The organism is Streptomyces colonosanans (assembly GCF_001866645.1).
In the GTDB taxonomy this organism is placed as follows: Bacteria; Actinomycetota; Actinomycetes; order Streptomycetales; family Streptomycetaceae; genus Streptomyces; species Streptomyces colonosanans.
In genome coordinates this window covers 53409-68752 of the sequence record NZ_MLYP01000053.1, presented here as the reverse complement: position 1 = coordinate 68752, position 15344 = coordinate 53409, and the positions used below count along the sequence as shown (strand labels likewise).

At 70.5% G+C, this 15344-nt stretch carries 8 protein-coding genes; 5 read left to right on the top strand and 3 right to left on the bottom strand.

What is annotated here, in order from left to right; translation table 11 throughout:
- Positions 1 to 48: 48 nt before the first annotated feature.
- The gene (rpsA, locus tag BIV24_RS20665; RefSeq protein WP_071367860.1) at positions 49 to 1539 is read right to left on the bottom strand and encodes a 30S ribosomal protein S1; all 1491 of its coding nucleotides are present in this window, start codon (positions 1537 to 1539) and stop codon (positions 49 to 51) included.
- Positions 1540 to 1875: 336 nt separating this feature from the next.
- Here rpsA and BIV24_RS20660 point away from each other — a divergent pair, with 336 nt between their 5' ends.
- Both BIV24_RS20660 and hrpB read left to right on the top strand, forming a co-directional pair.
- Positions 1876 to 2739 (top strand): class I SAM-dependent methyltransferase, encoded by an 864-nt coding sequence (locus BIV24_RS20660; protein ID WP_425442578.1) that lies wholly within the window; start codon positions 1876 to 1878, stop codon positions 2737 to 2739.
- Positions 2740 to 2812: 73 nt separating this feature from the next.
- A complete protein-coding gene (gene hrpB / locus BIV24_RS20655) occupies positions 2813 to 5347 on the top strand; it encodes an ATP-dependent helicase HrpB (protein WP_071367922.1) in 2535 nt (844 codons plus the stop codon).
- Positions 5348 to 5443: 96 nt separating this feature from the next.
- Here hrpB and BIV24_RS20650 read toward each other — a convergent pair whose 3' ends face one another.
- Both BIV24_RS20650 and polA read right to left on the bottom strand, forming a co-directional pair.
- On the bottom strand, positions 5444 to 7168 hold the full coding sequence (locus tag BIV24_RS20650; RefSeq protein WP_071367859.1) for a lytic transglycosylase domain-containing protein: 1725 nt from the start codon (positions 7166 to 7168) through the stop codon (positions 5444 to 5446).
- A 259-nt stretch (positions 7169 to 7427) separates the two neighbouring features.
- On the bottom strand, positions 7428 to 10154 hold the full coding sequence (gene polA / locus BIV24_RS20645; RefSeq protein ID WP_071367858.1) for a DNA polymerase I: 2727 nt from the start codon (positions 10152 to 10154) through the stop codon (positions 7428 to 7430).
- 124 nt (positions 10155 to 10278) lie between these two features.
- Between polA and BIV24_RS20640 the strand changes: the two genes are divergently transcribed.
- From BIV24_RS20640 to BIV24_RS20630, 3 genes are all read left to right on the top strand, one after another.
- Positions 10279 to 12573 carry an FdhF/YdeP family oxidoreductase gene (locus BIV24_RS20640; protein WP_071367857.1) on the top strand — a complete coding sequence of 765 codons (2295 nt, stop codon included), beginning with the start codon at positions 10279 to 10281 and terminating at the stop codon, positions 12571 to 12573.
- 55 nt (positions 12574 to 12628) lie between these two features.
- Positions 12629 to 13117 carry a PaaI family thioesterase gene (locus BIV24_RS20635; RefSeq protein ID WP_071367856.1) on the top strand — a complete coding sequence of 163 codons (489 nt, stop codon included), beginning with the start codon at positions 12629 to 12631 and terminating at the stop codon, positions 13115 to 13117.
- 987 nt (positions 13118 to 14104) lie between these two features.
- Entirely contained in the window at positions 14105 to 15334 is a 1230-nt protein-coding gene (locus tag BIV24_RS20630; protein WP_245766876.1) for a branched-chain amino acid ABC transporter substrate-binding protein, read from the top strand.
- Positions 15335 to 15344 lie beyond the last annotated feature (10 nt).

Here is a 15344-nt window from a genome sequence, read left to right as displayed (position 1 = left end):
ACAGGGGGACGGGCCCACAGTTATCGGCTAAGCCTCAGCGGCTGGAGCTCAGCTCTGGCCGCCGGCCAGCTTCTCGCGCAGGGCCGCCAGGGCCTCGTCCGAGGCCAGCGCACCGGAGGTGTCGCCACCCTCGGAGGAGTACGAACCGCCGGACGCGGCCGGAGCAGCGGCCTCGCCACCCTCGGCGGCCGCAGCGGCGTCCGCCTCGCGGGACTTGACGACCTGCTGCTGGTGCTGCTCGAAGCGGGACTGCGCCTCGGCGTACTGGCGCTCCCACTCCTCGCGCTGCTTCTCGTAGCCCTCGAGCCAGTCGTTGGTCTCGGGGTCGAAGCCCTCGGGGTAGATGTAGTTGCCCTGGTCGTCGTAGGACGCGGCCATGCCGTACAGGGTCGGGTCGAACTCGACCGCCATCGGGTCGGCACCGAAGGACTCGTTGGCCTGCTTGAGGGACAGCGAGATCCGGCGACGCTCCAGGTCGATGTCGATGACCTTGACGAAGATCGCGTCGTTGACCTGGACGACCTGCTCCGGGATCTCCACGTGGCGCTCGGCCAGCTCGGAGATGTGGACCAGACCCTCGATGCCCTCGTCCACGCGGACGAACGCACCGAACGGAACCAGCTTCGTGACCTTACCGGGCACGACCTGGCCGATCTGGTGGGTGCGGGCGAACTGCTGCCACGGGTCTTCCTGGGTCGCCTTCAGCGACAGGGAGACACGCTCGCGGTCCATGTCGACGTCGAGAACCTCGACGGTGACCTCCTGGCCGACCTCGACAACCTCGGACGGGTGGTCGATGTGCTTCCAGGACAGCTCGGACACGTGGACCAGACCGTCGACGCCACCCAGGTCCACGAAGGCACCGAAGTTGACGATCGAGGAGACCACACCGGAGCGGACCTGACCCTTCTGCAGGGTCGTGAGGAACGTCTGGCGGACCTCGGACTGGGTCTGCTCGAGCCAGGCACGGCGGGACAGGACCACGTTGTTGCGGTTCTTGTCCAGCTCGATGATCTTGGCCTCGAGCTCCTTGCCGACGTACGGCTGAAGGTCGCGGACGCGGCGCATCTCGACCAGGGAGGCCGGGAGGAAGCCACGAAGGCCGATGTCGAGGATGAGACCACCCTTGACGACCTCGATGACGGTACCGGTGACGATGCCGTCCTCTTCCTTGATCTTCTCGATCGTGCCCCAGGCACGCTCGTACTGGGCGCGCTTCTTCGAGAGGATCAGGCGGCCTTCCTTGTCCTCCTTCTGGAGGACGAGGGCCTCGATCTCGTCGCCCACGGCGACGACCTCGTTCGGGTCGACATCGTGCTTGATCGAGAGCTCGCGGCTCGGGATGACACCTTCGGTCTTGTAACCGATGTCGAGCAGGACCTCGTCCCGGTCGACCTTCACGATGACGCCGTCGACGATGTCGCCGTCGTTGAAGTACTTGATCGTCTCGTCGATCGCTGCGAGGAAGGCTTCCTCGTTACCGATGTCGTTGACCGCTACCTGCGGGGTGGTGGCGGTGGTCTCGGTGCTGCTCGTCATGTGGGAAAGGGCTCCGGTACGGACATTGAAGTCGTAGGCACTGCTTACGCCGGGAGCCCGTTTCGCTCTGCAGAAGCCGGACAGCCAAGGAAGCGTCACAAAAAACACTGGTGACGCCTCGAGAACCGAGGGGACATACAACAGATGCGAGCGCAGCCTGCTACGTCTGAGGTGCGCAGGCCCGCAGCGCAACTTGTAGCATACGGGGGCAGCCGGGCAGGGTCAATGCGCGAAGCGCACACCCAGGGCGGATCGCCCCATATCCGGCACAAACACCGTGCTGAGCCTGCCGCCTGTCGAGTGATACGACAGGCCGCACAGGCCTGGGACAGCCTCTTGCGTGACACCGCCGAAGCGGATGGACGGAAGAGTACGACGAGGGAGCCGATCATCCAAGAGCCCGAACCGTTCGAGCCCGAAGCCGCCCGCCGCGCGGCGGGCGGCGCGGAGAGTTCCCGCGCCAACCGGGGCTGGTGGGACCGGAACGCGGACGAGTACCAGACCGAGCACGGCGCGTTCCTCGGCGACGACCGCTTCGTATGGGGTCCCGAGGGGCTCGACGAGGCGGAGGCGGAGCTGCTCGGCCCGTCGGAGGACCTCACGGGTCGGGACGTCCTGGAGATCGGCGCCGGCGCGGCCCAGTGCGCGCGCTGGCTGGCCGCCCAGGGCGCACGGCCGGTGGCTCTGGACCTCTCCCACCGCCAGCTGCAGCACGCCCTCCGCATCGGCGGGGCCTTCCCTCTCGTCCAGGCCGACGCGGGTGCCCTGCCCTTCCGGGACGCTTCCTTCGACCTGGCGTGCTCCGCGTACGGGGCGCTGCCCTTCGTCGCCGACCCGGTCCTGGTCCTGCGTGAGGTGCGCCGGGTGCTGCGTCCCGGCGGCCGCTTCGTCTTCTCGGTGACACACCCCGTCCGCTGGGCGTTCCCGGACGAGCCGGGGTCCGAGGGCCTTTCGGTGTCAGGCTCGTACTTCGACCGCACGCCGTACGTCGAGCAGGACGAGCGGGGCCGGGCGGTGTACGTCGAGCACCACCGGACCCTCGGCGACCGCGTCCGGGACATCGTGGCGTCCGGCTTCCGGCTCGTCGACCTGGTCGAGCCGGAGTGGCCCGCCTGGAACACGACGGAGTGGGGTGGGTGGTCGCCGCTGCGCGGCAGCCTGATCCCGGGGACGGCGATCTTCGTGTGCGAGAGGGACTGAGGCGACCGGGGGCCGGTCCGCCCGGGGTGCGTGCACGGACACCACCTGGGTGGCCGCCTGGAACACTGGTGCGGTGATCCACCACGACGCCCTCGACCGTCTTCCCGTCCGTTCCGCCGTCCCCGCACTTCAGGGCGCGTTGGACGAGCATGGTGTCGCGGTGCTGTGCGCGCCGCCCGGTACCGGCAAGACCACGCTCGTGCCGCTGGTCCTCGCGGGGCTCGTCGGCGGCGGCCCCGCGCGCCGCGTGGTCGTCGCCGAGCCGCGGAGGATCGCGGCGCGGGCCGCGGCACGGCGGATGGCATGGCTGCTCGGGCAGAAGCCCGGCGAGAGCGTGGGGTACACGGTGCGCGGGGAGCGCGTGGTGGGGCGCCACACGCGCGTGGAGGTCGTCACGACCGGTGTGCTGCTCCAGCGGCTGCAGCGGGACCAGGAGCTGGCGGGCGTCGACGTGGTCGTGCTCGACGAGTGCCATGAGCGGCATCTGGACGCCGACACGGTCGCGGCGTTCCTGCTGGACGTACAGGAGGCCCTGCGGCCCGGGCTGCAACTGGTGGCGGCCTCCGCGACGACGGACGCGCAGGGCTGGTCCCGGCTGCTGGGCGGGGCGCCGGTCGTCGAGGCGCAGGGCGTGTCGTATCCCGTCGAGGTGGTGTGGGCTCCGCCCGCGCGTCCCGTCCGGCCGCCGCACGGGATGCGCGTGGATCCGGCCCTGCTGACGCATGTGGCGTCGGTGGTGCGGCGGGCGCTCGTGGAGTGCGCGGGGGACGTCCTGTGCTTCCTGCCCGGCGTCGGGGAGATCGCACGCGTGGCGGAACGGCTGGGGGACCTCGGGGACGTCGAGGTGCTCCAGGTGCACGGACGGGCGCCCGCGGCCGTGCAGGACGCGGTGCTGTCGGCCGGTACCGGGAGGCGGGTGGTGCTGACGACGGCCGTGGCGGAGTCGTCGCTGACCGTGCCGGGAGTGCGGGTGGTCGTCGACTCCGGGCTGGCCCGGGAGCCGCGGGTGGATCATGCGCGTGGGCTGAGCGCGCTGACGACAGTGCGGGCCTCGCAGGCGGCGGGGCGGCAGCGCGCGGGCCGGGCGGGGCGCGAGGGGCCGGGCCGGGTCTATCGCTGCTGGTCCGAGGCGGAGGACGCGCGGCTGCCCCGTTTCCCGGCGCCGGAGATCAGGCTCGCCGATCTGACGGCGTTCGCGTTGCAGGCTGCGTGCTGGGGCGACCCGGACGCGTCGGGACTGGCGCTCCTGGACGCGCCCCCGGGCGGGGCGATGGCGGCGGCGCGGTCGGTGCTGGCGGCGATCGGCGCGGTGGATCCGGCCGGACGGGCCACGCGGCGGGGGGTGGAGATGTCCCGGCTCGGTCTGCATCCGCGGCTGGCGCGGTCGCTGCTGGACGCTGCCCCGCAGATCGGCGCGGAGCGGGCCGCCGAGGTGGTCGCCCTGCTGAGCGAGGAGCCGCCGCGGGAGTACGGCGACGACCTGGCGGCGGCGTGGCGGACGGCCCGGCGCGGAGGCGACGCCTATGCGGCCCGCTGGCGGGACGAGACACGCCGGCTGCGCGCCTCGGTGAATGGCCCGTCCCAGGGGCCTTCCCGGGCCCTTTCCCGCGACGCGGGAGGTGCGGCCGGGGCCCGGGACGATGAGGCGGCCGGTCTCGTCGCCGCCCTCGCCTTCCCCGAGCGGCTCGCACGGGCCGACGGCGGTTCGTATCTCATGGTGAACGGCACCCGCGCGGAACCGCGGGACGGGTCGGGGCTACGCGGTGCCCCGTGGCTCGCCGTCGCCGTCGCCGACCGGCCCGTCGGCGCGGGGCACGCGCGTGTGGGGCTCGCCGCGGCGGTCCACGAGGACGTGGCACTGCGGGCCGCGGGCGCCCTGCATGCCGAGGGGGATGAGGTCCACTGGGCCGACGGGGATGTGGTGGCCCGGAGCGTCGAACGGCTCGGGGCTGTCGAGCTGACGGTGCGGCCGCTGCGGGACCCCGCCCCCGCCCTCGTACGGGGAGCCCTCCTGGAAGGGCTGCGGGACGAGGGGGTCGGTCTGCTGCGGTGGTCCCCGGAGGCCCGCGTCCTGCGGCAGCGGCTCGCCTTTCTGCGACTGCACCTGGGGGATCCCTGGCCGGACGTCCGCGACGACGCGCTCCACGCGCGCGTGGACGAGTGGCTGGAGCCCGAGCTGGGCCGTGCCCGGCGGCGTGCCGACCTTGCGCGGATCGACGCGGGTCAGGCTCTCGCCCGGCTGCTGCCCTGGTCGACCGGGGAGGCCTCCCGCCTCGACGAGCTGGCCCCCGAGCGGATCGCCGTACCGAGCGGGTCCAGGATCCGGATCGACTATGCCGACCCCGAGCGGCCCGTCCTCGCCGTCAAGCTGCAGGAGATGTTCGGGCTCCAGGAGTCGCCTTCGCTCGCGGGCGTGCCCGTCCTCGTGCATCTGCTCTCCCCCGCCGGGCGGCCCGCCGCCGTCACCGCCGATCTCGCCTCCTTCTGGCGGGAGGGCTACAAGGCGGTACGGGCCGAGTTGCGGGGCCGCTACCCCAAGCACCCCTGGCCCGAGGACCCGGCCGGCGCGGAACCGACCCGGCACACCAACGCGCGGATCAGGCACTGACCGGCCCGGGTTCCACGGCCTCGGCGGGCGCCGGGTCGCTGCACGCAAGACGGCGCCCCTCCGCCAGGGGAGGGGCGCCGCCGACGTTCGTGGAACTCAGGAGGTGGCCGCTGCGACCTTCAGTTCGACCGTGAGGGTCGCGCCGCCCGCGGTGCCGATGCGGAGCAGGAACGTGCCGGTCGTGTTGTCGGCGTACAGCTTCGGGAGCTTGAGCAGGCCGTTCGCGTCGGTCTTGAGGCCGGTGAGGGCGCGTACCGGCTTGCCGTCCGCGTCCTTGAAGAAGGGGCCCTTGTCGTTCTCGGCCGGGTCGGAAGAGGACGTGATGAGGGTGGCGGTGGCTGCGACACCGTCCGCGACGGCGCCCTTGTACGTCGCCTTCACCTCGACCTGGTTCGCGAACTCGCCGCCCGGAGTGCAGGTCAACTCGGTGTCGCCGGTGCGGGCGAGGGTGTCGGCCTCCCGCTCGGTGACGGTGGCCGTGTAGTCGAGGCCGGTGACCGAGCGGCCCACGAGGAGGGCGCGGACCTTGAAGGTGCCGGTCTTCTCTCCGGCGACGAGCGCGGGCGCGGTGGCCTTGCCCGAGCTGTCGGTGGCGACGGTCGCGACGGTCTCGCCGCCGGTGAACGTGGCGTCCGTGTCGCCGATGATCGTGAACCGCACGCGGACCTTCGGCACGGCCTTGCCCGCCTTGGTCACGGCCTCGACCGCGACCTTCCGGTCGAATGTGTCGCCCGCCATGGCCGAGAGCCTGCCGGTGCCGCGGTCCGCCAGGTGGTCCACGGTGTCGGTCGGCGTGGGCGTGGGCGTGGGCTTCGAGGGCGGCGTGGGCTTCGAGGGCGGCGTGGGCTTCGGACTCGGCGTGGGGGTGCGGTCGGCGGGCGGCGACGGGGTGGAGCCGGTGGAGCCGCCGCCGCTGGGCTTGTGGGTACTGGGCTTCCGGGTCTTCGGCGGCGTGGGGGTGGGGCTCGCGCCGGAGTTGTCGTCGCTACGGCGCGAGGGCAGCGGGCCCGTGCCGTCCGGGATGGAGTGGGTGCCCTTGCTGTAGTAGGCGTACCAGGACAGGACGGTGTTCAGGTAGTCCCGCGAGTTGTTGTAGCTCAGGATCGCCGCGTTCATCTCCGCCTGGACCGACATGTCGCGGTCGACACGGCAGAGGTAGTGGGCGGCGGCGAGGGCGGCGTCGTAGATGTTGTTGGGGTCCTTGACGCCGTCGCCGTTGCCGTCACGGCCCGCCCAGTCCCAGGTGGTGGAGAGGAACTGCATGGGGCCGATGGCGCGGGCGTAGGTGCCGTCGGAGTTCAGGATCCGCGCGAAACCGCTGCTTCCGTCGAGCTTGGGACCGAGGATCGGCGAGAGGGTCGTGCCTTGGGCATCGACCCGGCCGCCGCGTGCATGGCCGGACTCCACCTTGCCGATGGCGGCGAGCAGTTGCCAGGGCATGTTGCAGCCCGACTTGGACGTCCGGGCCTCGGCCGCCGCCTTCTTGTAGGCGTCGAGAACGGTGGCCGGTATGCCGGCCTCGGAGCCGCCGGTGGAACCGGGGCCGATGGTGGGGTCGGTGGTGGGATCAAGGCCCGGGCCGGGTGACTCGGTGGGGCTGCTGAGGGGCGGCAGGTCGGTGTAATAGCGGCCGTTGCCGGTGGCCGTGCCGCCGGCGTCGCCGCCCGCGTCTTGCGTCGCCTGCGTGCCGCTGGTCGGTCTGCCCTGGTTGTCGGTGGTCGCTCCCGGCCCCTGGGACGCCGCGAGAGCCGCGACCGCGACCGCGGCCACAGCCGTGTTGGCCGCGCCCTTGCGCAGCCTGTTGCCGAAATGCGCCGCCAAAATGACCCCTCCCGTCGACGACCGCATGTGCTGTCGTGCTGTTGCCTGTGCGCGACCACGCCCCCGACGCGGCAACCAAGTGACCCTACGACAACTTCAGTCATTCGGGCACCTGTTGGTGCCCCAATTTCCCCTTTGGTCATGCACGCTTTACCAGGCGCGCAAGCCGGCCGGGCTCACCTCACCTTTTCATCGGCCCCGCATACCGGACATCGTTGATCGCCGGGCGGTTACGCCCGGCGATCCTCTGACGCGACGCCTAGTGCGCCGCCGACTCCCAGTCGACCCCTTCGCCCACCGAGACGTCCAGGGGTGCCCTCAGGCGTACCGCGCCCGCCATCTCGCGGCGGACCAGCTCCTCGGTGCTCCCACGCTCACCCGGGGCGACTTCCAGGACGATTTCGTCGTGGACCTGCAGAAGCATGCGGGACTTGAGGCCGGACTCGCGCAGGGCCCGGTCCACGTTCAGCATGGCCATCTTGACGATGTCCGCGGCCGTGCCCTGGATCGGCGCGTTCAACGCCATGCGTTCCGCCATCTCCCGGCGCTGGCGGTTGTCGCTGTTCAGGTCCGGCAGATAGCGGCGGCGGCCGAAGAGCGTCTCCGTGTAGCCGGTGGCCCGCGCCTCGTCCACCACGCGGCGCAGATAGTCCCGCACTCCGCCGAAGCGCTCGAAGTACGTGTCCATGAGGGAACGGGCCTCCGCCGCCTCGATGTTCAGCTGCTGGGACAGACCGAACGCCGACAGGCCGTACGCCAGGCCGTACGACATCGCCTTGATCTTGCGCCGCATCTCGGCATCCACCGCCGAGCGGCCGACCCCGAACACCTGGGAGGCGACCGTGGTGTGCAGGTCCTCGCCGGAGGTGAACGCCTCGATCAGGCCCTCGTCCTCGGACAGATGGGCCATCACGCGCAGTTCGATCTGACTGTAGTCCGCCGTCATCAGGGACTCGAAGCCCTCACCGACCACGAAGCCACGGCGGATCGCCCTGCCCTCGTCCGTCCGCACCGGGATGTTCTGCAGGTTCGGGTCCGTCGAGGACAGACGGCCCGTCGCCGCGACCGTCTGGTTGAACGTCGTGTGGATCCGGCCGTCCGCCGCGATCGTCTTGATCAGGCCCTCGACCGTCACCCGCAGCTTCGCCTGCTCACGGTGGCGCAGCATGACCACCGGCAGTTCGTTGTCCGTCTGGGTGGCGAGCCACGCCAGCGCATCCGCGTCCGTCGTGTAACCCGTCTTGGTCTTCTTGGTCTTGGGCAGGCCCAGCTCACCGAAGAGGACCTCCTGAAGCTGCTTGGGCGAGCCCAGGTTGAACTCGTGCCCCGCCGCCGCGTGCGCCTCCTTCACCGCCTGCTGCACGGCGCCCGCGAACATCTGCTCCATCGCCTGAAGATGCGTGCGGTCCGCGGCGATACCGTGCCGCTCCATGCGGGCCAGCAGCGCGGAGACGGGCAGCTCCATGTCGCGCAGCAGGTCCGCCGCACCGACCTCCCGCAGCTTCTCCTCGAACGCCTGGCCGAGGTCGAGGATCGCGCGGGCCTGGATCATCAGCGCCTCGGCCTCGGCGCCCTCGTCCGCCCCGAACGCGAGCTGACCGTCCGCCGCGGCCGCCGGTTCCAGCTCCCGCCCGAGGTACTCCAGCGACAGCGCGTCCAGTGCGAAGGAACGCCGGCCCGGCTTGACCAGATACGCCGCGAGCGCCGTGTCCATGGTCACACCGTCGAGGGACCAACCGTGCTCGGGCAGGACCCGCATCGCGCCCTTGGCGTTGTGCAGCACCTTGGGCCTGGCCGGGTCGGCGAGCCACTGCGCGAACGCCTGCTCATCGGCCTCGTCCAGCTGCGCCGGGTCGAACCACACCGCCGCCCCGTCGGCCGCGGCCAGCGCGATCTCGGCCACCGCGCCCGCGCCCAGCGCCCACGCGTCGACGGTGGCCACACCCAGGGGCTGCTCGCCGTGCTCGGCGAGCCACGGCTTCAGCTCGCCCGCCCCGAGCACCGCACCGTCCAGCTCGACGCCGTCCGCCGCGACCGGTGTCGTCTCGGCCTCCTCGGCGCCGGGGTCGACGGCGAAGAGCCGCTCACGCAGCGAGGGGTTCCTGATCTCCAGCGTGTCCAGAACCATGGCGACGCCCTTGCGGTCGTACGCCGCCCGCTCCAGGTCCGCGACCGCCTTCGACAGCTCCACGCGCCGCTCCAGCTCCGTGAGCCGGCGGTTCAGCTTCACCGACTCCAGGTGGTCGCGCAGGTTCTGCCCCGCCTTGCCCTTGACCTCGTCGACACGCTCGACCAGCTCCGCGAACGAACCGAACTGGTTGATCCACTTCGCGGCCGTCTTCTCGCCGACGCCCGGGATGCCCGGCAGGTTGTCCGACGGGTCGCCGCGCAGCGCAGCGAAGTCCGGGTACTGCGCCGGCGTCAGCCCGTACTTCTCGAACACCTTCTCCGGGGTGAACCGGGTCAGCTCGGACACACCCCTCGTCGGGTACAGCACCGTCGTGTTCTCGGTGACCAGCTGGAAGGAGTCGCGGTCGCCGGTGACGATCAGCACCTCGAAGCCCGCGGCCTCGGCCTGCGTGGCGAGCGTGGCGATGACGTCGTCCGCCTCGAAGCCCTCGACCGCGAAACGCGGGGCGTGCATCGCGTCCAGCAGCTCGCCGATCAGCTCGACCTGGCCCTTGAACTCGTCCGGCGTCTTCGAACGGTTCGCCTTGTACTCCGCGAACTCCTCGGAGCGCCACGTCTTGCGGGAGACATCGAACGCCACCGCGAAATGCGTGGGCATCTCGTCACGCAAAGTGTTCGCCAGCATCGACGCGAAGCCGTAGATCGCGTTCGTCGGCTGGCCGGTCGCGGTCGTGAAATTCTCCACGGGCAGCGCGAAGAACGCGCGGTACGCGAGGGAGTGCCCGTCCATGAGCATCAGCCGCGGACGGCCGCCGCCGGAGGTCTTCTCGGTCTTCTTCGATGCTGTCTCTGCCACGCCCTCGATCCTGCCACGCCCCACTGACAGCGAAAGCCGTCCGGTCCCGGGCTGCGGCCGCGCCACCGCCGCGTGCGAGGATCGGAGACATACCTCACACGGGTAAGCGAAGGGGAGAGCCGAGATGGCCAGCAAGCCGCCCAAGGGTGACCCGGTTCAGGACGCGCCGCAGGTCGCCGAGCCGAAGCACGCCGCCGCGGGGCTGCCCGCCCTCAAGCACACCCTGCGCATAGCCCAGCAGCAGATGGGTGTGCGGCGCACGGCGCTGACGCTGCTGCGGGTCAACCAGAAGGACGGCTTCGACTGCCCGGGCTGCGCCTGGCCCGAGCCCGACCACCGGCACACGGCGGAGTTCTGCGAGAACGGCGCGAAGGCGGTCGCCGAGGAGGCCACCCTGCGCCGGGTCACCCCGGAGTTCTTCGCCGCCCACCCGGTGACCGACCTCGCCGGCCGCAGCGGCTACTGGCTGGGCCAGCAGGGACGCCTGACGCATCCCGTGTACCTCCCCGAAGGCGGAGATCGCTACGAGCCGGTCAGCTGGGAGCGCGCCTTCGACATCATCGCCGAGGAGATCACCGCGCTCTCCTCCCCCGACGAGGCCGTCTTCTACACCTCGGGCCGCACCAGCAACGAGGCCGCGTTCCTCTACCAGCTCTTCGCCCGCGAACTGGGCACCAACAACCTGCCCGACTGCTCGAACATGTGCCACGAGTCGTCCGGCTCCGCGCTCTCCGAGACCATCGGCATCGGCAAGGGCAGCGTCCTGCTGGAGGACCTCTACAAGGCGGACCTGATCATCGTCGCCGGACAGAACCCCGGCACGAACCACCCGCGCATGCTCTCCGCCCTGGAGAAGGCCAAGGCGAACGGCGCGACGATCATCAGCGTCAACCCGCTGCCCGAGGCGGGCCTGGAGCGCTTCAAGAACCCGCAGACCCCCCAGGGCATGCTCAAGGGTGCCGCCCTCACGGACCTGTTCCTGCAGATCCGTATCGGCGGCGACCAGGCCCTCTTCCGCCTCCTCAACAAGCTGATCCTGCAGACGGACGGCGCGGTCGACGAGGAGTTCGTCCGCGAACACACCCACGGCTTCGAGGAGTTCGCCGCGGCCGCGCGCGCCGCCGACTGGGACGAGACCCTCACCGCGACCGGTCTCACCCGCGAGGAGATCGAACAGGCCCTGCGCATGGTCCTCGCCTCCCGGCGCACCATCGTGTGCTGGGCCATGGGCCTCACCCAGCACAAGCACTCCGTCCCCACCATCCGCGAGGTCGTCAACTTCCTTCTGCTGCGCGGCGACATCGGCCGGCCCGGCGCGGGCGTGTGCCCCGTGCGCGGCCACTCGAACGTCCAGGGCGACCGCACCATGGGCATCTTCGAACGCCCCGCACCCGCCTTCCTGGACGCCCTGGAGAAGGAGTTCGGGTTCGCACCCCCGCGCGAGCACGGCTACGACGTCGTACGGGCCATCCGCGCCCTGCGCGACGGCGAGGCGAAGGTCTTCTTCGCGATGGGCGGCAACTTCGTCTCCGCATCGCCCGACACCGAAGTGACCGAGGCCGCCATGCGCCGCGCCCGCCTCACCGTGCACGTGTCGACCAAGCTGAACCGCTCGCACACCGTCACCGGCGCACGCGCCCTGATCCTGCCCACCCTCGGCCGCACCGAACGCGACCTGCAGGTCGGCCCGAACGGGGAGAGCACAGAGCAGTTCGTGACCGTCGAGGACTCCATGGGCATGGTGCACGCCTCCCGGGGCCGCCTGGCACCCGCAAGCCCTCACCTGCTGTCCGAACCGGCCATCGTGTGCCGCCTCGCCCGCCGCGTACTCGGCACCGGCAGCAAGGTCCCGTGGGAGCAGTTCGAGAAGGACTACGCGACCGTCCGCGACCGCATCGCGCGCGTGATCCCCGGCTTCGAGGACTTCAACGCGCGCGTGGCCCGCCCCGGCGGCTTCACACTGCCCCACGCCCCCCGCGACGAGCGCCGCTTCCCCACCGCCACCGGCAAGGCCAACTTCACCGCGGCCCCCGTGGAGTACCCGAAACTGCCCGAGGGCCGCCTGCTGCTGCAGACCCTGCGCTCGCACGACCAGTACAACACCACGATCTACGGCCTGGACGACCGCTACCGGGGCATCAGGAACGGCCGTCGCGTCGTCCTCGTCCACCCCGAGGACGCCCGCTCGCTGAACATCGCGGACGGCTCGTACGTCGACCTGGTCAGCGAATGGAAGGACGGCGTCGAGCGGCGCGCCCCCGGCTTCCGCGTCGTGCACTACCCCACCGCACGCGGCTGCGCCGCCGCCTACTACCCGGAGACCAACGTCCTGGTCCCGCTGGATGCCACCGCCGATACCAGCAACACCCCCGCGAGCAAGTCCGTCGTGGTCCGCCTGGAACAATCGGCGGCCGACTGAGCGTTTGCTCAGCCACCAGCCGTGTGACCGATCACCGACGAACGGAGCCGTGCCCATGGGCGAGCAGCACACCGTGAAGTTCCCGCAGGAAGTCATCGACGAGTACGCCGCGTTCGGCGTCGACCTGCCCGCCCTCTTCTCCGCCGGACACCTCGGCACCCGCATGGGCGTCCAGATCCTCGAGGCCTCCGCGGAGCGGGTCGTCGGCACCATGCCGGTGGAGGGCAACACCCAGCCGTACGGCCTGCTGCACGGCGGTGCCTCCGCCGTCCTCGCCGAGACCCTCGGCTCGGTCGGCTCCATGCTGCACGGCGGCATCTCCAAGATCGCCGTCGGTGTCGACCTCAACTGCACCCACCACCGCGGGGTGCGCTCCGGCCTGGTCACCGGTGTCGCCACCCCCGTCCACCGGGGGCGTTCCACCGCGACGTACGAGATCGTGATCAGCGACGAGGACGGCAAGCGCGTGTGCAGCGCCCGCCTCACCTGCCTGCTGCGCGACGTGAAGCAGGGCGACGCGGACCAGGTCCCCGCGGCGGGCTGACTCCCAGGGGGTGGCCGCGGCACCCGGACGCCCCCTGCCGCACCACCCCCGTCCGCCTCCTCAACTCCCCGTCCGCGCACGCCACATCACGCACCTTTCCGGCCGGCCCCCACGCCCCGGCCAGGAGCGGCAGCAGACCGGTCGCACCCGAGCAGCCACGACACCATCGGCGGCACGTCGCCCCGCGTGAGCCACGGGCGACCCAGACCGCCGCACGCGCCGCCGCCCTGGACGCGGCCGCAGCCCTCACCGTCACGGGCACCGCTTTCCCGCTGTCACCCGACGCGCCCTCCACCGCATTCCCGAGCCGAAGCTGCCGCCCTGGCCCGTGAACGGAACGGAGCCCGCGTACGCGGGAGTTGTCCGGCGAGCCACCACCCCTTCCCCCGCCACCCGCCGACTCGGCATCTCCGTCCGCGGCGGACCGCCCGGCACCGGCTGCGGCGGCGAGACCGGCTTCACCGGACGCCGCGCCCGGACCGCACCCAACGCGTCCATTACCGCGCGCGCCGGTACAACACACCGCATCGGACTCGAGATATCCGTATCCGACTGTTCCGGATTACCACTGAATCCTGATGCCCTTTTCCAGATGTGACACTGTGTAACACGTAACACTGCGTAACACGCGCGCAATACAAGATCACTGCTTCATCCTCCGCAGTGCCACCCCGGTGACCTTTCCGAACCCCTCCGAGCGACCCGCGACCACCCGTTCCGGGCCTGCCACAGCCAAGCGGAATTACACATTCAATAAGTGTGTGCGCTACACGGAATTTCCGCCAAACCGGCCAAGATCCACCTTCCCCGAAGCCCGACAACCCGCACGTCATAACAAGAAAGTCACAAGCCAGCGCACGACCATGCCTATTCCGTAAGACCGGGCCTAGAGTCACGGCCAGTCACCGCTCCATCGGGAGTTCGGTACCAGCGCGGCACTCGCGCCACCCCCGCACGGGACGGCCGTGCTTGCGGAAAGGACTGATTGTGCGACAGCGTTCTCTGGTGATCCTCACCTCCGTTCTCACGACCGGAGCTCTGACTCTCACCGCGTGCGGCTCCCGCGACAACAACAGCAACAAGAGCGGCGACAAGAGCAACATCACCGTCACCATCGGCGTCGACGCCCCGCTCACCGGCGCGAACTCCGCCACCGGCCTCGGCATCCAGTACGGCTCCCAGATCGCCGTCGATGACGCCAACAAGAACCACACTGTCCCCGGCGTCACCTTCAAGCTCAAGGCCATGGACGACAAGGCGCTGCCCGCCACCGGCCAGCAGAACGCCACCGCGCTCGTCGCCGACTCCAGCGTCATCGGCGTCGTCGGCCCCCTCAACTCCGGCGTGGCCACGCAGATGCAGCAGGTCTTCGACACCGCCAACATGGTCGAGATCTCGCCCTCCAACACCTCCCCCGAGCTCAGCCAGGGCAAGGACTGGCAGACCAAGAAGGTCCGCCCCTACAAGTCGTACTTCCGCACCGCCACCACCGACGTCCTCCAGGGCGGCTTCGCCGCGGACTACGCCTACAACGGCCTCAAGAAGAAGAAGGCCTTCGTCGTCGACGACAAGCAGACCTACGGCGCCGGCCTCTCCAAGATCTTCACGGAACAGTTCACCAAACTCGGCGGCAAGGTCGCCGGCACCGACCACGTCAGCACCGGCGACCGCGACTTCTCCACCCTCGTCACCAAGATCAAGAACTCGGGTGCCGACCTGCTGTATTACGGCGGTCAGTACGACGAGTCCGAGGTCCTCACCAAGCAGCTCAAGGACGCGGGCGCCAATATCCCGCTCTTCGGCGGCGACGGAATGTTCTCCCCGACCTACATCAAGACCGCCGGCAAGGCATCCGAGGGCGACCTCGTCACCTCCATCGGTGTCCCCGTCGACACCCTGCCCGCCGCCAAGGACTTCGTCGCCACCTACAAGGCCAAGAAGTACCCCGGCGACTACGGCACCTACGGCAGCTACTCCTACGACGCCACCACCGCCATCATCAAGGCCGTCGGCCAGGTCGTGAAGGACGGCAAGCTCCCCTCCGACGCCCGCGCACAGGTCGTCGAAGCCGTCCAGAAGAACTCCTTCGACGGCATCTCCGGCAAGATCGCCTTCGACGATTTCGGCGACACCACCAACAAGCAGCTGACCGTCTACCAGGTCAAGAACGGCGAGTGGAAGTCCGTCCACAGCGGCAACTTCGAGCCCAAGAGCTGACCGGAACAGC

Bases quoted from the DNA above. Each gene is read 5' to 3' on its own strand.
- BIV24_RS20635 (WP_071367856.1), top strand. From the start codon at position 12,629: ATGGGCGAGCAGCACACCGTGAAGTTCCCGCAGGAAGTCATCGACGAG.
- rpsA (WP_071367860.1), bottom strand. From the start codon at position 1,539: ATGACGAGCAGCACCGAGACCACCGCCACCACCCCGCAGGTAGCGGTC.
- BIV24_RS20640 (WP_071367857.1), top strand. From the start codon at position 10,279: ATGGCCAGCAAGCCGCCCAAGGGTGACCCGGTTCAGGACGCGCCGCAG.